Source organism: Paraburkholderia sp. J41, assembly GCF_905220235.1.
In the GTDB taxonomy this organism is placed as follows: domain Bacteria; phylum Pseudomonadota; class Gammaproteobacteria; order Burkholderiales; family Burkholderiaceae; genus Paraburkholderia.
Genome location: NZ_CAJMZE010000010.1, coordinates 174,940 through 193,154, shown reverse-complemented (window position 1 = coordinate 193,154; position 18,215 = coordinate 174,940). Strand labels below are relative to the sequence as shown.

Annotated in this window: 16 protein-coding genes; 3 read left to right on the top strand and 13 right to left on the bottom strand. The window is 55.9% G+C overall.

The window, feature by feature from the left end:
• Positions 1 to 1,273 precede the first annotated feature (1,273 nt).
• From U5805_RS13280 to U5805_RS13255, 6 genes are all read right to left on the bottom strand, one after another.
• Positions 1,274 to 2,545, bottom strand: a complete 1,272-nt coding sequence (locus U5805_RS13280; protein WP_322103931.1) for a hypothetical protein — start codon at positions 2,543 to 2,545, stop codon at positions 1,274 to 1,276.
• A gap of 206 nt (positions 2,546 to 2,751) precedes the next feature.
• A complete protein-coding gene (locus U5805_RS13275; RefSeq protein WP_322103930.1) occupies positions 2,752 to 4,182 on the bottom strand; it encodes a ThiF family adenylyltransferase in 1,431 nt (476 codons plus the stop codon).
• Entirely contained in the window at positions 4,179 to 4,589 is a 411-nt protein-coding gene (locus tag U5805_RS13270) for a hypothetical protein (protein WP_322103929.1), read from the bottom strand. The genes U5805_RS13275 and U5805_RS13270 overlap by 4 nt, the downstream gene beginning before the upstream one ends.
• A complete protein-coding gene (locus U5805_RS13265) occupies positions 4,573 to 4,974 on the bottom strand; it encodes a multiubiquitin domain-containing protein (protein WP_322103928.1) in 402 nt (133 codons plus the stop codon). Before U5805_RS13265 ends, U5805_RS13270 begins: the two co-directional genes overlap by 17 nt.
• Before the next feature lie 96 nt (positions 4,975 to 5,070).
• Positions 5,071 to 5,796 (bottom strand): hypothetical protein, encoded by a 726-nt coding sequence (locus tag U5805_RS13260; RefSeq protein WP_322103927.1) that lies wholly within the window; start codon positions 5,794 to 5,796, stop codon positions 5,071 to 5,073.
• A complete protein-coding gene (locus U5805_RS13255; RefSeq protein WP_322103926.1) occupies positions 5,793 to 6,119 on the bottom strand; it encodes a helix-turn-helix transcriptional regulator in 327 nt (108 codons plus the stop codon). Before U5805_RS13255 ends, U5805_RS13260 begins: the two co-directional genes overlap by 4 nt.
• 275 nt (positions 6,120 to 6,394) lie before the next feature.
• Between U5805_RS13255 and U5805_RS13250 the strand changes: the two genes are divergently transcribed.
• On the top strand, positions 6,395 to 6,634 hold the full coding sequence (locus U5805_RS13250) for a hypothetical protein (RefSeq protein WP_322103925.1): 240 nt from the start codon (positions 6,395 to 6,397) through the stop codon (positions 6,632 to 6,634).
• A gap of 208 nt (positions 6,635 to 6,842) precedes the next feature.
• On the opposite strand, the gene U5805_RS13245 is transcribed toward U5805_RS13250, so the two are convergent.
• The 7 genes from U5805_RS13245 to U5805_RS13220 all read right to left on the bottom strand — a co-directional run bounded on the left by U5805_RS13245 (position 6,843) and on the right by U5805_RS13220 (position 14,901).
• Positions 6,843 to 7,571: a hypothetical protein gene (locus U5805_RS13245; RefSeq protein WP_322103924.1), complete on the bottom strand. Its 729-nt coding sequence runs from the start codon at positions 7,569 to 7,571 to the stop codon at positions 6,843 to 6,845.
• Between the two features lie 13 nt (positions 7,572 to 7,584).
• Complete coding sequence (locus tag U5805_RS31800; protein WP_415914588.1) at positions 7,585 to 8,925, bottom strand: TniQ family protein; 1,341 nt, start codon at positions 8,923 to 8,925, stop codon at positions 7,585 to 7,587.
• A complete protein-coding gene (locus U5805_RS31795) occupies positions 8,918 to 10,327 on the bottom strand; it encodes a TniQ family protein (protein ID WP_415914587.1) in 1,410 nt (469 codons plus the stop codon). The genes U5805_RS31800 and U5805_RS31795 overlap by 8 nt, the downstream gene beginning before the upstream one ends.
• An 82-nt stretch (positions 10,328 to 10,409) precedes the next feature.
• On the bottom strand, positions 10,410 to 11,423 hold the full coding sequence (locus U5805_RS13235; RefSeq protein WP_322103922.1) for a TniB family NTP-binding protein: 1,014 nt from the start codon (positions 11,421 to 11,423) through the stop codon (positions 10,410 to 10,412).
• Positions 11,420 to 13,501, bottom strand: a complete 2,082-nt coding sequence (locus tag U5805_RS13230) for a DDE-type integrase/transposase/recombinase (protein ID WP_322103921.1) — start codon at positions 13,499 to 13,501, stop codon at positions 11,420 to 11,422. Before U5805_RS13230 ends, U5805_RS13235 begins: the two co-directional genes overlap by 4 nt.
• The gene (locus U5805_RS13225) at positions 13,482 to 14,180 is read right to left on the bottom strand and encodes a Tn7 transposase TnsA N-terminal domain-containing protein (RefSeq protein WP_322103920.1); all 699 of its coding nucleotides are present in this window, start codon (positions 14,178 to 14,180) and stop codon (positions 13,482 to 13,484) included. The genes U5805_RS13230 and U5805_RS13225 overlap by 20 nt, the downstream gene beginning before the upstream one ends.
• Before the next feature lie 298 nt (positions 14,181 to 14,478).
• The gene (locus tag U5805_RS13220) at positions 14,479 to 14,901 is read right to left on the bottom strand and encodes a helix-turn-helix transcriptional regulator (RefSeq protein WP_322103919.1); all 423 of its coding nucleotides are present in this window, start codon (positions 14,899 to 14,901) and stop codon (positions 14,479 to 14,481) included.
• A gap of 353 nt (positions 14,902 to 15,254) precedes the next feature.
• Between U5805_RS13220 and U5805_RS13215 the strand changes: the two genes are divergently transcribed.
• Together U5805_RS13215 and U5805_RS13210 are read left to right on the top strand one after the other, a co-directional pair.
• Positions 15,255 to 16,712: a DUF2130 domain-containing protein gene (locus tag U5805_RS13215; RefSeq protein WP_322103918.1), complete on the top strand. Its 1,458-nt coding sequence runs from the start codon at positions 15,255 to 15,257 to the stop codon at positions 16,710 to 16,712.
• Positions 16,709 to 18,034 carry an SIR2 family protein gene (locus U5805_RS13210; RefSeq protein ID WP_322103917.1) on the top strand — a complete coding sequence of 442 codons (1,326 nt, stop codon included), beginning with the start codon at positions 16,709 to 16,711 and terminating at the stop codon, positions 18,032 to 18,034. Before U5805_RS13215 ends, U5805_RS13210 begins: the two co-directional genes overlap by 4 nt.
• Positions 18,035 to 18,215 lie beyond the last annotated feature (181 nt).

The window sequence follows — 18,215 nt, the reverse complement described above, 5'->3', positions numbered from 1 at the left end:
GGCGCCGCCTGCCGTGCTAAAGACGGTTCTGCGTGGCGTGCAGACGAAAAAAAACCCGCTCGTTCGAGCGGGTTTTTCGTGCGTGCGGCGAGGGTCAGGCGGCGCTGCACCTGCAGGGATCTCGAATTCGTTAGACAGCGCTCCTCGAAAAATCAATAACTTGCTAACGAATTCGGTAGTCAGCGCCAGCCCATCCGAACTGAATTCGTTGGATTGAGCGGATTTGTCGCGCGAATTCGTTGGACTGCGGTTCGGGCCTACAAGAAGTCACACCCCAAGCAACTCGTCGGGTGCAACGGAGTTCGCGCGACCAATCTAGTCGGAAGGGAATAACCGCCACAGTGTGGCGCCAATGAGTAGACTTTGCAGGTATCCCGTTATGACTTGGGCGGCGCGGAAGACCGACGGCACTCCGCATAGCGATTTCGAATGACCACTGAGCCGGACTCCGCAGCCGAATCAATTTCGAGTACGTCCCCGGGTTGCCATCCTTGGGCCGCCAGTTCGTCCCAAAGCTCGTCAGGAATCTGCACAACGCCGTCGCCGCTCCCATCATGGGCGTCGTGGATCTTACAGGTCCAACGCTTCGGGGAATCCACTCGCAATCTCCATTTGGTCATCGCGGCATAGGACGCACCGATGGGCCTCGACTAACCGGACTGTCGGCATCAAAGTTCTGCGACGTCGCCTACGGCGGCGCCGAGCACTAATGCATACTACACCGGGTTTATCGCGCTGCGCCGACGCTCCGGCATCCGAAGCCATGAAACGCGCGAGCATTGCAAGCAACGGAAAATTGTTCCGGGTAGGTCGGCACGGCCCTTGGCTTTCGGCTGCTCCCTGTCGCCTGAGGGGGCCGCCCCTCTCGCGATACCTGCGTTGATCCCCGTCATAATGCTGGTCCGCACTTGCGCCGCCTGCGGCGCGTATTTCACCCCGCTCGCACACCTTCCGAATCAACGCTGCTGCTCGTCATAGGCCCGGCAGCTCGCGCGGCGACGGGCGTAGCAGCACGAACGCATGCGCGTCAATGCCGAATACTGGGCAAATCAGGCCTGGGCTTAGGCCACACGGCACAGCCGGCACCCTGACTACTGGTGGCGTTACCGCGAGATGCATCCAACCTGTTGTGAACGCAATCGCACGATGCAGCGCGAGCAAAATGCTTGTCGTTGGGCCTGACAGCACAAGGGCCTGCGAACCGATCCCGGCTACTCGGCAAGTCGGGCCCAAAACGCTGCAGAGCGCGTTCCGGCGTCAAGGCTCCACTGCTTCATATTGGCAGGTGCAGAGAACGAAGTTCCGTCGACGAGGCTTGCACGCAACCGGCGCCGGCAAGGACTCCCGGGTCGGGCAGCTTGTGCCTACGGGCGAACTTTATCGCGTCGATCGTTACCGTCGCCGGATCAAAGGGTTTGCTGCAAAGCAGACGTGTTCCACCAAAATCATACCGAACGTATCCGCGAAGCAACGTCAACTTTCCATCGTCATTCACAGACAGCCCAGCCGCGTTTGCCGCACCCACCAAAGTTGGCTGAAGAACCTCAAAGGTCTGCATTTCGTTGCTGTAGACACCAGCTAGTCGCAGCACGGTGGTGGATACCGGCAAGAACATCGCGGCTCCCGCCAAAACAACGTATGACAGGAAGAACACGCCCAGCAATGCTAGCTTCGTCGGTTGATAGACACCGACCTTCCACGTGCGCGCGTTCATGTACATATAGCCTGGCAGCAGGCTAATAATAGTAGTTGCAAGGCATACACCAAACCCGATCAACTTTTCCGAAAACCCGCCATCAACGTATCTCTCAGCGATGTGGAGCGCTAGTAACAGTGGTACCGACGTCATACACATTGTTACCATGGTGACGCCAGCAAAGAAAAGAGAATACAGGACCGACATATGGCGCCATACGCCGGGTTTGGCCCGCAAATTCAGATCGTCACGCCGCGCCAACGCAAAGATCGACGCAGAGGCGAACGTTAGAGCGCATATGATCCATGCCTGACTGGAATCAGATCCGATGATGATCGCGAATCCGAGTAGCCATCCACCCATGGCCCAGTGGTACAACCGAGGTACCGCCTTCGGTATCGTACGATCAAGACGGTAGTGCGACAACGTACCGATTAGCATGATTGACGGCAAGACAAACTGCAAAACTGCAGCGACAGCCAATAGCATCGCTGCGGCGAATAGAAAGATCAGACCGGAACCCGACATTGCGGAGTATTGAAAGAGGGATGTCCAATGGATCGATTTTAGATAGCTCCACAGGAACAACGCTGCTGGCAGAAATGCGAGCGGAGCTATTTTCCATGAGACATCAAGCGTGTCCTTCAACATTGACACGATCTCTTTGTAGATATCCTTTATCCGTGAGAGATTTTGCTCTGTTGAAGGCGTGCTGGCGAGTTCGCCTGGGGCGATTGTTAGCTCCGGTTTGCTGGACGCCGGTTCTTTTGGCGTCTCCGCCGCTTGAGACTCGGACAACCCTTGCGTCGCCTCGAGTACTGTTTCTTCGTCACCCAATTTCACTGTCATGCGCTCCTATCAAAGTGTCGTAGCGTTTTGCATCCCGATCGCACCATGTTCGTCGTACTGTCTGATTGCTTTACGTGGCGGCGTCGCCCGAGAACTACTTGATCGCTCTGGAACCCGCAAATGGCGATTATCACTAGAGCGCGTCAGATTCAGGCCCGGTACCTACGTTCTTCTACTACCTTATCGACTGCATACCATCAGGTTTTTCAAATAGTCGGCAGGCTTATGGCATCGCCCATACCGAATCTTGACCCTGAGCCCAACGAGCATTCCGAGCACTCCGGATCGGGAGGATACGTCTCGTCAACGATCCTGCGGGAAACATGCTTTATTCGTCGAGGGCACGGAGAAGTCCCCTGGCCGTGGAGCGCAAGGAACGCCATCATGAAGTCGTTCACGGCTAAACTGGCTCCGACGGCGTTCATCGTGATAACGCTCGGATTCGGCACGTGGGTCCCGTAGTCTTGCGCTTTGCGTTCGTCTGGCGTCTTCATCTCGATCGCCAACAGATGCGGAGAGATCATCCCGGAGCACCAGAGACAATTACATGATGGAAGTACCCATCGCTCCGCGCTGAAAGCGTCTTCCAGAGAACCTGTCTCGGGATGAGGTTTGATTTTCGTGCCGATCTGAATTCCAGGGATGTAGTACTGTTGAACGATGGCGTTAAAGAGCAGTCGCGCACGCATCGAGTCTGCCGCCAGGAAGAGGAAGTCACAACCCAAAAAGCGCTGCGCAGATTCAGGAGCTGAGAAATCTCCGTCGATACACTCCACTTCGCAGTGCGGGTTGGCCTGCTTTGCTACGCGTTGAGCGATACGGATTTTCTTGACCGAGAATCGTTCGGCGGTACGGCGGATGATTTGGGGCATCCATTCAAGAGAAAATGGATAGCGAGCGTCCCAGCGTGTTGCGCCGATGACCCGCGAAAGGTTTGACAACGATATCCGGTCATCGTCGACCAACACAATATGGCCCACGCCGAGGCGCGCAAGGTATTCAACCAGAAGTGATCCGACGCCCCCGGCACCGACTACCCCTACCTTTGCACCCGCCAGTCGCGCCTGACCTGTTGATCCAAACATCAGCAGTTGGCGATCGTGGAAAGGCGAATCGCCTGTGGCAATCTCGCGAGGTGAATCGTACTTTCGATCGATGTTTGCACCGAGGATCCGGATTTCGGCAAGGGTCAGTCGACTCCCGTCCGGCATCCAGATGTCCCCAGCGACCGCATCGCGCGCGTATACGGCTGCTCCAACCGGCATTCCTTCCGTAAGGTCAAGTAGCGCTGGATATCCTCGCTCATGAGAGTCAAGGTCATCGCGACTGAACGCAACGCTGTCGGTTCCTCCGTGGTTATGTACTGCGATGTAGGCGAGCCGTTCTTTCCTGCATCGTCGTATCAAAGGCCGTATGAACTCGGCCTTTATCATCTTGTAGCCATAACGGCCCGGAACGCTGTCGACATTGTCCCGGGCAACGATCACTTCGCGAGCTAACAGTCGGCGATGACCTTCGAAGTCTGCGACACCGGCAAGGATCACCAGCGCGTGCTCATCCCCGTCACCCGGAAACAAATGAGTAAGAATCGCCTCCTGCAAATGTTGAGGCAATATGAGCGAGCATTTGTTGATCATTGGCCGTTCACCCAGTGAAGAACCTTGAGGAACTTCATGCTGACAGTTTCCCGCGTAGCGTCGCGTCGATTGGAGCGCCTCGACACCTGCGTCGCCGCTTGGCTCATAAACGTGTGGTTTTGCGTCAGTGGAGTCGTCAGTGCTTTGCCATCGCTGCGACGTAAATCACCGCGGAGAAAGACGGGATAGACGTCACAGTAAGGGACTAGCGGAGGAACATGCGCGCCGATCCACGTCTCCCGTTGCTCGTATGTATCGCTCAATTGCACCGGCCCGAAGGTGATACGCGCGCCACCTTGTCCGTCGGGTTCGCACCTGATGTCGCTCGGCTCGAATTGCGCAAGAACCTCGATGATCGCTTGCGCGACCGCAGGCTTGAGTCCCGTCAGATCAGGAGTGGTCGTCATTGTCGATTGCCTCGAAACACTTATCGTGATGCAAGTCGACGGTCTGATCGTCCTTCACGACCTTCTCCTTTCCGTCCGGAAGCTCAGCGAAAAGAACAAAGTCGATCTTGATGTCCACGCCATCCCGAATAGCGGCCTCCTTAATCTCTAGGCCGGTGGCGTAGCGACCCGGCATCGTTACCGGGTTGTTATTGACGCGAATATCCACCGGTTTGTGATGGTCGCTGTGTTGCTCGATTTCATCGAGTTCGCGCACGGCCTCACGAAGATCTGCCTCTCCCCTCACAATCTCCGCCTCGGCTTCTTCGACCTTTTCCAAAGCTTCGGCTAACTCCCGGTTTTCGGCTTCGTGGTCGACTGCCGAAATGCGCTGCTGATCAGACATGGCACCCTCCAGTTCACGGCAAACCGCAGATATGCGGATACGCGGATGTGCGTATATTAGCACGAAAAAGACGGGGCGCAAGCCCCGGCGGAATTGTCAGAAGAGTGATGCCGTTCGGCCCGGCTCGGCCAGCAAACCAAGCCGCAACAGCCGCACACGGGCGGCGTCCTGCGACACCTGGTAGCGTTCACATACCGCCTCGATTGCCTTTGCACCCAGCGTGGATGAGGGAGTACACGGTGACGGTCCGACATCAGGAAACTCGGCGCCGACATAATTCCGGACGTGCGTAGCCGGCATCAACAACGCACCACAGACGTGGCCAGCTTGCCATTCCATCCAATCTGACGCCGCAGCGTTTACGATCGTCTCTCGCTTACAGACCTGAATCCTGTCGCCGTCTGCAACCTGCGAGGCTGATTCATCCCCAAAATCTAGCGTCATCGCCTGGGGATCCCACAGATAAGAGTGGAAGTGGACGTGGCCGAACTCGTGAGTAAGAGTGGTACGGAGTCGGTTCTCGCGACGCGAATCCCCAGATAACACTTCGGAGATGCGAACGGACGGCTTCCCGCCCGGATTGAATATCGTTACGCCCTCGACACCTTGCCCGAATTCGGAGAGATCGGCATAAAGGTCCAGATCATCCACATGCCTCTCGATCAGCGTTGTGAGATCGTCGGTAGAAACGGGGTAATCGGCCGTCCCGTACTTGCCCTTCAGGAACGCACAAATGATTTGCTCGCACTCGCGATCAAGTTCGTGCGGTTCATAGTGCGGGCGACGGGCGAAGCGCCCCGTACGATCTGGCACCTGTTTCATTTCTTCTGGTCGAGTGCTCGACGAAAGGCAACGAGAGCCTGCTGGACTTTTTCCGGAGGCAAGTTTCTATCGGTTACGTCAGTCGGAAACTTCCCGGCAAGGTAAAAAAGATAGTCGAGATTCAGAGCGAGAACCGTGGCGAATTGTCGGACTATCAGGTCCGACGACGGGCTCCGTCGGTCGTGCTCGATATCGTTCAGATATTGAGGAGATATAGACTCGCCATCTTCTCGCTTGACCCTGGACGCGAGTTCCTTCTGGCTCATCTCCAGCTCTTTTCGCTTTTGCGAGATCTGCTGTCCAAAAGTACTTGGCGCAGACATAGACACCCCTTTGTTCGTCAATCAGCGGAGTGACGTATTGTAGGTCTCGGCACACCTCTTACGCAAGAAAAAGCGGGGCAAGTTCGGCTGCATCGACGGTTCATCAAATGGTTGCCACGCTTTGGCGCGAATAACCTATACATTACGGATGGTTCCCCGATCTTCGCCGCGGCCCAGTTTTCACGGGGCAGCCGGGCATAAAATGCATCATAAGCCAGCGTGCCTTCCCAGATCCCGAGTCACTCTGCATCGCTGTAACACATCAAGGAGAATCGATGAACGTGTCCGAACTGATCAAGATTCTCGGCCGACTGCCCGCAGATGGGCGTGTTGTTTTACCGCATTTCTATGGCGGATTTTGCGATCTGTCGTCAGTCCATCCGGAGCCGGTCCGACGCGTACCCGCCATGTCGATGGCGGACGCCAGGTATGAAGGTCGCGATCCACTCAGCGATGAGCCGTTCGTTCCTGACGAAATTGTGATCGTCCTCGATGTGCAGAACACCACATCTTAGGAGCTGGCCATAGGCGCAGGTTCATTCCGATAGCAGCGCTGGTTCACTTTTGTGTCGTAGCCGCCTCTGCCCTCGACCCTGCCGACTCGGTTCGCCCACTCGTCCAAGCTGCTCGTTGGAACCCCCGAATCGAACTGCGTTGCACCGAATCGCTCGTGCAGGGCAACAAGATGTATTCCGGCGTTCTGGCAATCAAGCGCAGGAGTCGTTAGTCCCGCCACCGCGCTGGACCGAATAGCTGGTTGATCAGTTCACTGACGATCTCGAATGTGTGCAATACCGTGTTATGAAGGAGATCCGAGCCGTGGGCGTAAGTGTTTCGAAGCGCAGGCAGGGTGTCGATGAATGTGCCGATCCAATCTTCGTCAAAATCCTCAGGCAATAGCTTTACATTCGAGTAGTCGATTCTGGCCGTCGTCAGCCCTAGACACTGCATCGCCTCGATTTGTTGAAATTCAGCTCGCTGCCGGGCACGCTGCATTGCTCGCTCGTTGCGCCATGAAAATCTGTCGTTTGCGATCACCCCTCGCTTCAGCGCTTCCTTCAGCCAGGCGCTAAGACCGCTTGGCGGTTTGGCCTTCGCCGACAACGATTGCGAGACCTCTGCGGCTAGCCTCTCGCGGAGCGCGAACTCGAGCGACGTCAGCGCTTGCTGCTCCGCTACCGGATAGAAGCGATAGACGAACCACGCGTAGGCGTAGAGATTCTTCGCTGTCTCGAAGTGAATTCGGATCGACTTCGGGACATCTACGGAGAGGGTAAACAACGCTACATCTGAGATGTGGTCGGAAGCGGTCACCGGCCGGATCTCACCCGTGTCAGCATTCCTCCGAGAGAAGAATCCGTTTCGAACGTCGGCTTCGCAAAGCGAATCGACCGGCCGCAGTGAATCGCACTGGTGCAAGGTGTCAGGGGTGTCGTCTTCCAATTCTTTCACGTTGTCTCCCGCCTTATGGTGAACGGTGTGCACCGACCGACGTCGCGTTGAACAATCCCCGCATCAACGCCGTTACCTCTTGCGCCGAAAATCTCCATACTGGCGAACCGTCCACAGACGGCCCGCGGACAGGTCGCAGGTCACCTGAGCGCAGTAAGGCATGAGCGCGCTTCCGTGAGATCTTCAACGTCTCTCGTACCTCCGTCAGCGTCCACCACTTCGCTTTCTCCATCTGGAATTCGTCCACGCTCCTCCTACTTACCGTACCTGAAGTCCGACCAGAGGGACTCTTGTGCGTTTGCCCTTTCAGTGCGCCAACTTCGATCAAAGCTGAAACGCTAGTCCGTTTGATCCCGAGTAGCTTCGCCGCCCCAGTGATGGGAATCCATGCATGCTGACATCGGGTCGCCTTTGACAGGCGGCGGTTCCGTTCCGCTAGTTGACCAACCCATTCGCTTCGAACGTACGCCTCAAACTCTTCTCGGAGGAAGTCAAACTGCCTGGCACCGAAGCGCCGATACAAGGCAGTATAAAAGTAGCCAAACCGCGCTGTCAGGCGCCCCGATGATCCCGATGAATCTTCATCTCGCCCATGTCGACCTACGTTGCGGAGTAATTCGCGGTATCCATTAGGCCAGTCGATCAATGCTTGCCCTGCACCGTTTACCACGACAGTTGCCACGGACACGTCGTCCAGATGCGCAATCTTGGTCGGTTTCGCCCCATGGTCTGATGCATATCCACCGAGCTGGATGCAGACAGCAAGTAGGTCGGTGAGTGAAAGACACTGAATGTGAGTTTGCTGAGGAACCCGGTCGACAACTGGCTTCCCTGTCATCGCCGCGGTCAGGTAGGCACTGACAGCCACGGCCGTTTCGGTGGCGTTTTCGAGATGTGTATCCTTCAACAGCTGGCCGCAATCGCATCGCGAAATATGACCACGCTTCCATGATAGTGGTCTGTGGCAACCGGGACAGGAGTCGTGCAGGCGAGCACGATGAATCGGGCACGCCACCATCAGCGTAAGGTCCCATGCTGAGCGCCAATACGGTGTCTCCGCCAGGCATGCTGGACAGAAACGGGGTCTCCGACCGTTCCAGTATTTCATGTCAATGCCCCCCGGATCAGCGATCTTGAGGTTACGAAAGCGAGTGACATGCCCTCGGAGCTGATGCAATGAGACGCCGGGAAGCATAGTGCCGACCCTCGAGAAAGCGTCACCCCCGCTGTCACAGGAGGCCAGAAGATCAAGATCAAGTAAAGATGTGAATCCGTTGGCCTCGGAAACGCGAAGCAGATAGCCAGCGGTGCTTTCGTCTCGTATCGGAAGCGGGCGAACGAGGAGTCTAGCCACGTTGCCACCTCGTGAGTGCGACAACAGACGTCATTTTTATAAAGCACGTGTCTAGACTCACGTGGTCCTGCCTCTCGCGGAATAGAGACACATGTCCTGCCATCGCAGCCCTGAGCACGCGTAGGAGCATTGCACGCCCGCTCGCCGACAGTCGGCTGAGCGGCACCATATCAGCCCGAATCTCTCCTACTGAGCTCATGTCTGTTAGCCACTGTCGAAATCGGTCCACCTCTGTCGACAGCATGAGCTGCTTACAACGATTGCGCTGCTTGTGACGATCACTACGCAGGAGCCCATCGCGAACCAGTGCAGCAAGCTGCCGGCTTGTCGCGCCGATGAGCCGCTCCACCTCGTGTTTGGAGTAAAGGGCGATATTCGATCCACGAATTCCCTCGACGAGGCGAGATAGCGGAAGGAATTCCAGATCGCTGGCGCTACCTGACACATTACCGGCGGCCGCACGCGGTAAATATACGCCGAGTCCTCCATCCGCACCTGGTGATAACCTGTCCGGATTGACGGCGAGTCCGAGCCCGTCTCGATGTACAGTGAGAAGCTCAGAATAACTCCGAATCAATACGGTCATAAAATCCGGAAGGGCCAACGCGCCGTGACGGTACCTCGTGTAACAGGCCGGCGCTCGCGCGTTAAATTGTTGTATCGAGATAAGTGGCGGTTTCCACCCATCTGTTGATCGCTGAGCAATCCCGTTCAACCCCTGCATCGCGTTCGCCGGCCACTCGGCGAACCACTTCGCAGCGAGGAGCGTCGCACGCTTTTCGGCGTCGAGGCCAGCTCTACCTATCGGATGGAACCGAGGGGATCGCCCGACAAACGTGGCCAGAAAGTTGGCGACGGCTAGCCAGTCCAGGCCACTCATTCGTCGGGCATGGGCACAAAAGTGTTGCTCTGCAAGAAGATCCGATTCGCCAACGCCAAGAACAGCGGACGTGAGTAGTTGGTTGATGAGCGCCGCCTCGACCGGCGCCGATGTCGTTTCCGCTAGACCAAGGTTGAATCCGCACGCGCATGATATGGAAGCAGGTCGATCCCATCCTACTAACGCGGTACATCGAGGGCAGCTTTCGAGAAGCCACTGTCCATGCAACTCGCAAATCGCAACGGCGCGGAAATTCCAGATTGCCCTGAAAATTCCTCGCTCGCGAATACATGCAGGGCAATACGCTGTGTACGGCTCGCGAAAGAAGCTGTTTATTACGAAGCCACTGAGACGTGCGTGAACATTGGGGATACGCCGATGCCGGTGGAGAAGCTCAAGCAGATCGTGTTCGCCGAGGCCAGCGAGTTGTGCGATGACCTCTATCTGGCCTTTTTTCTGAAGATGCCGTGTAATGGATCTGGTAAACCGCCCAAGCGTATCTCGCCCCGTATAGCCGTTCATCTCTCCAAGTCGGAGTAGATAGCTCAACACATGCTCATCATGGGCCGGGCGAGGACGGAAGACAAAGTACCGACCGTGGAGTTCAGCACGCGTAGCCACAGAACGGCTCCTTGTCGTTGGTCAACGGCCTGCATACGAAGCGAGGATGAAACGGATTGAGATGTCCACACGCGTCCGGCCAGATGGACTCAACGAAGGCTCGCGAGAGCACATCCTGATCGATACAGGGACGCTTCTCATTCAGCACGATTTCGACTGAAGTGCTCACAAGCGTCATGATGTATCCCATCAGGCCATACGTTGCAAAATGGATCCTGTCGAGATGGTCGCCATCGCCCACCAGCTCCGGCGCCGGTGAAACGGGTAGGTTCGTCCAGATTGAGCGCATCAGCCCGTCGAAAATGCGTCTCGATCTCTTGTCCGAATTCCCGAAAGGCTTAAGCTCGATCTGCCGTGAAAATCGGCGACGCAGCTGCTCGTTGCTTTGCAGAATGCGGTGGCAACGACGCAAGCCCATGAGCACGAATGGGACTTTCGTGATATTCACGAGGTGCTTGAGCCAGTCGGCAACTCGCGCTTCAATTTTTTCGCTAGAGTTGTCAATGAAATGCTGGAACTCGTCGAGCATCACCAGCTCGACACGGCAGTTCCTGAACAATGTCACGATACGCGATGTCATCGCTTCGGCAGACCCACGCGTGAATAGAGGATCTCCCAGTTCTAGAAGAATACGTTCGGCGACGTTCTTAATCGTGGGCTGCGCCGGTAACTCGAGGTGCAGGACTGGGATTTCCGTCCCTTCGTCGGCCTCCCGGCGCGGATAATGCCTTGCGTATTCCTTCCGAAGCGTTGATTTTCCACTTCCTGCAACACCCGTAATGAGAAGACACCCAGGTTCCTCAAGGCCAAATCGCCCCATGCGATGACATCGTTGGATCGCTGTGATTCCAGACGCGAACGCCGGGTGTTCGATAAGCGTATTTCGAACGCCAGCTACAAGCTCCGGGGTGCCATCAGCCAGACCGGTATTCGGTGACTGCACAAGCGATAGTGGCTGATGCCAGTCGTCCACATCAACATGCATGGGCTCGCTCATCGGGCGCTCTCCTGTGAGGATGTGACTGTTGGTCGGTCGGGGGATTGAATCGGGTGAGTGGCAATTTCCGGGACTTGCGCCGGTGCCGGCCCGCGTCGGACCGGAAAGAGCGGGACCTCACCATCTCCATTTACTTCCTCAGGCGGTCGTTCCTCGTGAGTCGATTCGTCTGATTCAGGCTCAAGAGGAAGCTGTATCTGCCTTGTTTCCTCACGCTGGACCATAAGCTCGCGGTCGGCCTTGGGAGCTTTTGCTTGCTTTGGTTTTCTTGAGCGCCCGGCCTCCACGATTTGCGCCATGTCGACGCGCAACGCATCCTTCGCCGCGATCAACCCAAATCGTACTGGCAACGTCTCGTAATCCCCGCGCGCCTTCGACAATATCCAGCGGTGCTGCTCGGCACTTAGGCCCTCAGCGTACTTCGCCCAGGTGGATTTTGCTTCTATGTATCGCTGGGCCTCTTCGTCCAAGATAAAGATGGAGCCTAGGTTGTCTGGGTCCGTTCGAATGGAAACTTCTATGTCGCCGCACCGACGGCGGAGATCTTGAAGTGCCGGCGATGTGTACTGGAGAGAGTGAACCTCAATTCCATTTTTGGTAAGCCGTCGCTTGTGACAATTCCCGAGGTACACATTGACGATATCTGCTGAAGGGGGGAGGCGGGGCGGGAAAATCTGCACTCCCTCGTCCCACCTTTGCTTTGGTGTACATTGGATGCTGCGATGGAACGTCATTGAATAGACATCAACAATCCAACGATGAATAAACTCTTGCAGAGCTTCCAAGGTTAGAGCAGCCGTTGAGTCGGAATCATATGCGTGTCGCTTGTCGTATTTCGCGAACGTCGTTCCAGGCTGTAAATGGACGAACCCGTAGTTGAGTGTTTTCAGGAAGCGTTCTATGCGGCCCTTCATCTGAGGCGAGCGAGTGGGACAGTAAATAACGTGCGTCCCAAGCTCTGCACACGCCGCCTCCAGATCTCGCGCATGGAACTCAAGACCGTTGTCGCACACAAGTTCATGGATGAGACCGTACGCGCTCCATTCCCCGCTGACCTTTGGGAATCGCTCTTTCATATACGATTTCGGCAAGATCGCGTGCTTGAGGCAACGAAGTACTGAGCGAACGCTCGGATGTCGGAACGAGATATGTACGCCTACGATCATCCTCGAATAACAGTCGATCATTACCGTGATCCACGGACGACCCAGCAACAGCCCCGTCGCTGAGTCAACCACCAGAACATCGAGAGGCGTATGGTCGACTTCTACCCGCTCAAGAGGGTGAGTGCACGCTGGACCTTTCCCGTAGATACGCGTTGCCTCTCGTGCATACCGCTCGCCATAACGGGCTTTGAGGACGGCGTATCGGTCGATGCGAGAAAGGGCTCGGTTCAACATTCGCCGGCTAACAGGTGGCAGAGCATCTACTGGCGCTCGGCGCCTGTTTTCCTGTTCGATCTGCAACTGGATCCAGTCGAGTGTTTCACGAAGTGACTCGCGCTGGGGGGTGAGGTAGACCTTTTCGATACCCTGATCGATTAGCTCAGACAGTTTGTCGGGCAAGGCCTCCGGCCGGCGGCCACGTAATTCCCACTTGTCGATGAGTGCTCGAACATCGAAGTTCGACCATACCCACCTGGCTCTCCATCTGTAGAAGCTTTGCACAGATGGGGGGCATGTGCCGCCGTCGTTCGGACCGAGTGCGGTCCAAGCTCGACGGAGCATTTCGGCAAGCTCCTGACGTGCGAAGCCCAGCCGACCGTCTGGGCAAATTGCGTTCAGATATTTCCACTTTCTGAGCGCCTGTTGCTGGACCCTTGATGGAAAATTTGAGAGGCTTCGCTCGACTGTTGGTCTGGTTGCCGAGTCGGCCGCGCCGCATTCGAGTTCCTCACGGGTTAGAAACTTCAGCCTTCCTTCCGCAAAGTGCAATAGCAGGAGGTCAGCCAGGTAGGTCGACTTGCTGCCATCATTTGCCGTTACGACGTGAACAACTTCTCCGATAACATGTTCGATCAGGTAGGTTTTCTGCTCCAGCGAGAAAAATTCTCCGACCTTAAGCGAATAGCGCGGCATCGTGACTCTCCTCGAAGGGAAGCAAGAGCGTCGTACCTATGATCTCTTCGTCCAAGCAGCACACAAGCTCGCGCGACGCAAGCCGATGTAAGATCGCTCGTCCGGACGATCCAGCGCGCAATGCTTCAGCGATGGTTCGATTCGCTAAGCGCAGTGGAGTGGCGGCATCGGCCGTTCCATCCAGCCATTTCGCGTAACGAACTTGGAGTAAGCGCTTGACTTGCTTTATCCTCACTGGCCTTTGAATTTGGAGATCTGTAAGAACTACGAATTTATCCCCGTGGCTCTGAAACACATCCGAAAGCCGGTCGAATTTTTCCTGGTTGCGAGGCTCCGCGAGTACTTCAGCCGGCTTCACTTCTATAAACCAACGTCGGCCATCAGTCCAATCGACAGCGAAGTCTGGCGTGTACGTTCGTGACTGGCTGCCTAGTCGATATCGGATGGTCTTCGGCTGTTCGACAAATCCCTCCACGCCTCGAGCAAATTCAAACAGATGAAGGCAGTCGAATTCAAGAAGGCTTTCACATCGGATAAGCCGATTGTTCTTTGCTGAGAAGAATTTGGCCCGGAATCCACGGCCGGATGGAGTGACAGGGTTTCGCGCTGGGATACGACGTGATGCGGCCGATGTACGTGCTTTGCTGCTGGTATCGCGTAGGCGAGGTTCGATGTCCATGTTTGCACCTGCGACAGAAGCCACGCGCGTCTCGTAAGACGAGCGGACTTGTGGGTGGCGAGACATGGGAAGGACGAGTGCATCCGCCGGGACGCACTTCTACGACGTCCACATGAGGAATGCCAAAATTCGGGCGTAGTAGTGTCCCTGCGCGGACATTTGCAGCTCGCGCGCTTCCCATGTTTCGGCGAAAAAGCGGCTTGACTGTCGCGGAGGGGCGAACGATACTAAAGGCGCCAACCGAGTTAGCGTCGTTCGCTGGCTCGCAACGGGGCAGGCCGCGAGGTTTGTCCCGTTTTTACATTGGCGCCTCCTCTTTTGTTCTACGTCTGATGCGGGAGGGCTGATAGGTCGGGCGCGACCTGATCTCCTCGTCTAGCCCAGCAATCCTGCGTATCGTCGCGATTTGGCCGGGCGACAGCCGCCCGAGCTTCCTGGCAAGTTCTGCATACATGCGGTACTCGTCGGTGGGCAAATCCGGTATCAACTGGATGCTCGTCGGCGAATCCAACAGTTCCCTTTCCAAGTCCGCTTTCTGATCCTCCGCAAGCTGAAGCGATGCAGCAAAACGCTCCAGAAACTCCTGAGACGGGTTTTTCCGCCCCACCTCCACGCTCGAAACATGTGACGCGTCATATCCAAGCCGGTCAGCAAGCTCCTGCTGCCGCAAACCAGCTTGCAGTCGAAGGGTTCGAAGGTAAATTCCGATCGGCGTTGACATGGCGAAATGACAGCGGATGGACGTACGATTTGCCAAACATAGATCAAAGTCAGAATCGAGTCAACATTTAACCAATTGATTTTAAAGAGTAATTTCTTTATTTCACTTTTAGGCTCGAAAGTCACTTCCGACGTTGGAAGTCGGCGGCAGTCGGACGTTGGCCTAATTTGTTTTAACGTGTACGCACCGCATACGTCCCTGTGCGGGCCAAGATAAGGCATTTAGTTTGCCGCCCCGACGGTCTGGTTTATATTGGGTCCGACCGGTCGGACGCCAGGTGGCGATGCTTGCCGCGAAAGGGCCGCGCCTGAGATACACAAGCAGATTCTGAGGAAAGCGAGAGGAACGTAGGCATGCACGAAATTATCTGCCCACACTGCGGGAAAGCATTCAAGATCGACGAGGCTGGGTACGCGGACATCCTGAAGCAGGTTCGCGATACCGAGTTCGAACAACAATTGCACGAGCGACTCGAGTTGGCTGAGCAAGATAAGCGGAATGCCATTGAGCTTGCCACGACCAAGGTCGCCAGCGAGTTACAGAAAGTCGCCGTAGTCAAGGACTCCGAGATCCAGGAATTGAAAGCCAAGCTCGATGCCGGAGAAGTTGCAAGGAAGCTTGCCGTTACCGAAGCCTTAAGCGCCGTAGAAAAAGAGCGTGACGCGCTCGTGAACGAGCTCGAGCAAGCCAAGCGTGACAAACTTGCCACGTCCGAGTTAGCCGAGGCGAGGCTCGTGAGCGAACTTCAGAGGACTGCGTCGACGAAAGATGCGGAGATCCAAAATCTAAAGGCCAAGCTCGACGCCGTCGAAGTTGCGAAGAAACTCGCGATCACTGAGGCCCTAAGCGTCGTCGAAAAGGAGCGCGACGACCTTAAAAGCGGCCTCGCGCGAGCTGCGCTTGAAAAGCAGCTCGCGGAGCAATCGCTGAAAGACAAGTACGAGACGCAGATCAAGGATCGCGACGATGCGATCGAACGCCTGCGCGACATGAAAGCCCGCTTGTCGACAAAGATGGTGGGCGAAACGCTCGAACAGCACTGCGAGACCGAGTTCAACCGTATTCGGGCGACAGCGTTTCCGCGTGCTTATTTCGAGAAAGACAACGACGCGCGTATGGGCAGCAAAGGCGATTACATTTTTCGTGATTCGGACGAGGCCGGAACGGAGATTGTCTCGATCATGTTCGAGATGAAGAACGAGAGCGATCGCACAGCGACGAAGAACAGGAACGAAGACTTCCTGAAAGAGCTGGACAAAGATCGCACCGAAAAAGGCTGTGAGTACGCCGTGCTGGTCTCCCTGCTCGAACCAGACAGTGAGCTGTACAACACTGGGATCGTCGACGTGTTCCACCGCTACCCGAAGATGTATGTAGTCCGGCCGCAGTTTTTCATCCCCATCATCACACTGTTGCGAAACGCGGCGATGAACTCGCTCAAGTACAAGTCGGAACTGGCGCTCGTCAAGGCGCAGAATATCGACATCACGAACTTCGAAACCGAACTCGAGGCGTTCAAGGCCGCATTTGGGAAAAACTACGAACTTGCTTCCAGGCGATTCCAAACAGCAATCGATGAGATCGACAAATCAATCGACCATCTGCAGAAGACGAAGGAGGCTCTACTCGGCACCGATCGGAATCTTCGTCTTGCGAACGACAAGGCACAGGACGTGACGATCAAGCGGCTGACCCGGGGTAACCCAACGATGGCAGCTAAGTTTGCAGAACTCAAGGATGAAAATCCCTCAAAACCGAATAGATTGAGCAATCGACCAGATGCGGACAATCAAGGAGACGAGTCGCCGTGACGCCCAGCAAAGCAAGTATAGATTCAACCGCAGGGGTAGCCGCGGCGGCTACCCCTGCTGCAGCGCCTCTGTTGCCTGCGATTCATGATGCCAGCCAACAGGCGAGAAACCTACGGCAAGTACTTCAAGACGACAAACAGCGCATCGGCTGCTTTTTAGGTGCGGGGTGCCCTCTTGGCGTATACGACGCAGCGGGTAGCAAAAGTGTCGTTCTCATCCCTGCTGTTGCCGAGCTAACGAAGCGGGTTGCGGATGGGCTCCATGCAGTCGACACTGCGCCTGGCGCTACCTCGAAGTTCAAGGCCGATTGGGATGCGCTCTGCGCTGAATGTAAGCCGGCGGACGATCAAGATCCGACCGTCGAGGATGTGCTGACGGAGCTTCGTACACTTGCCAATCGTCGAGGCAGTGCCGAAATTCTAGGGATGAGCAAGAAGGATTTGGGCGAACTCGACGACAAAGTGTGTGCCCTCATATTGGTTGAAGTGCAGAAATCGCTCCCGGGGTACCGTAATGCATACGATCGTTTTGCGTCGTGGATTGGCGGCATTCACAGGGATTCTCCCGCAGAGATTTTCACGCCCAACTATGATTTGCTCTTTGAACAGGCTCTCGAGCAGCATTCGCTCCCGCATTTTGACGGCTTCGTAGGATCGCGTGAGCCGTGGTTTGATCTGGCGTCGATTGAACATGACACGATACCGGCGCGGTGGACGCGACTATGGAAGCTTCACGGTTCGATCAATTGGGAAAAAAATGAAGAAATAGTGAACGGAAACAAGGTCACCAGAGTTGTCCGCGTTACCCGCGAGGCGGCAGCCGGCAAAGTGATGATCTTTCCTTCGCATCTCAAATATGATCAGAGCCGGCGGATGCCATACCTCGCCATGTTGGATCGACTCCGGGCGTTCTTCCACGGGAAAGATGCACCAAGGCTCGTGGTGTGCGGCTATTCCTTCCTGGATGACCACCTGAACGAAGTTTTGCTCGACGGGCTTCGAGGTAACCGCAATGCTCAATGCTTTGCACTGATGTATTCAGGACTGGACAAGCATCCGAGGGTTGTTGAGTACGCGGAGAAACAGAGCAATCTGACGGTTCTCGCTTGGGATGGGGCTGTAGTTGGAACGCGTGTCGGGGGTTATCGACCCGGGACAACTGGGGGTAATGAACATACGCCCTGGCTACTGGAAGAGGCATTGGGCGAAGGAGATTCAAAGATGCTGTCCCCGCGCAGTCGTCTTGGAGATTTCCACTACTTCGGTCTCTTCCTTGAACAACTTTGCGGTGGAGATCGTCATGACACACAGCCAGTCGCCTAATCCAGATCCGTCTCGCCTTGGTACGGTCGAGGACGTGAACGGGTCGAGCGTCAGCGTGAAGCTATCGGACAGTACGCCGGGCGGCCTTCTTTTCGTCAACGGAGAAGCGTACCGCGTGGGACAAGTCGGGGGCTTTGTGCGGATTCCGTCTGGATACGTTGATCTATACGGAGTGATATCG

Coding starts and splice junctions, on each gene's coding strand:
- U5805_RS13280 (WP_322103931.1), bottom strand. CDS start 2,545: ATGACAGTGAAATTGGGTGACGAAGAAACAGTACTCGAGGCGACGCAA.
- U5805_RS13275 (WP_322103930.1), bottom strand. CDS start 4,182: ATGATCAACAAATGCTCGCTCATATTGCCTCAACATTTGCAGGAGGCG.
- U5805_RS13270 (WP_322103929.1), bottom strand. CDS start 4,589: ATGACGACCACTCCTGATCTGACGGGACTCAAGCCTGCGGTCGCGCAA.
- U5805_RS13265 (WP_322103928.1), bottom strand. CDS start 4,974: ATGTCTGATCAGCAGCGCATTTCGGCAGTCGACCACGAAGCCGAAAAC.
- U5805_RS13260 (WP_322103927.1), bottom strand. CDS start 5,796: ATGAAACAGGTGCCAGATCGTACGGGGCGCTTCGCCCGTCGCCCGCAC.
- U5805_RS13255 (WP_322103926.1), bottom strand. CDS start 6,119: ATGTCTGCGCCAAGTACTTTTGGACAGCAGATCTCGCAAAAGCGAAAA.
- U5805_RS13250 (WP_322103925.1), top strand. CDS start 6,395: ATGAACGTGTCCGAACTGATCAAGATTCTCGGCCGACTGCCCGCAGAT.
- U5805_RS31795 (WP_415914587.1), bottom strand. CDS start 10,327: ATGAACGGCTATACGGGGCGAGATACGCTTGGGCGGTTTACCAGATCC.
- U5805_RS13235 (WP_322103922.1), bottom strand. CDS start 11,423: ATGAGCGAGCCCATGCATGTTGATGTGGACGACTGGCATCAGCCACTA.
- U5805_RS13230 (WP_322103921.1), bottom strand. CDS start 13,501: ATGCCGCGCTATTCGCTTAAGGTCGGAGAATTTTTCTCGCTGGAGCAG.
- U5805_RS13225 (WP_322103920.1), bottom strand. CDS start 14,180: ATGGACATCGAACCTCGCCTACGCGATACCAGCAGCAAAGCACGTACA.
- U5805_RS13220 (WP_322103919.1), bottom strand. CDS start 14,901: ATGTCAACGCCGATCGGAATTTACCTTCGAACCCTTCGACTGCAAGCT.
- U5805_RS13215 (WP_322103918.1), top strand. CDS start 15,255: ATGCACGAAATTATCTGCCCACACTGCGGGAAAGCATTCAAGATCGAC.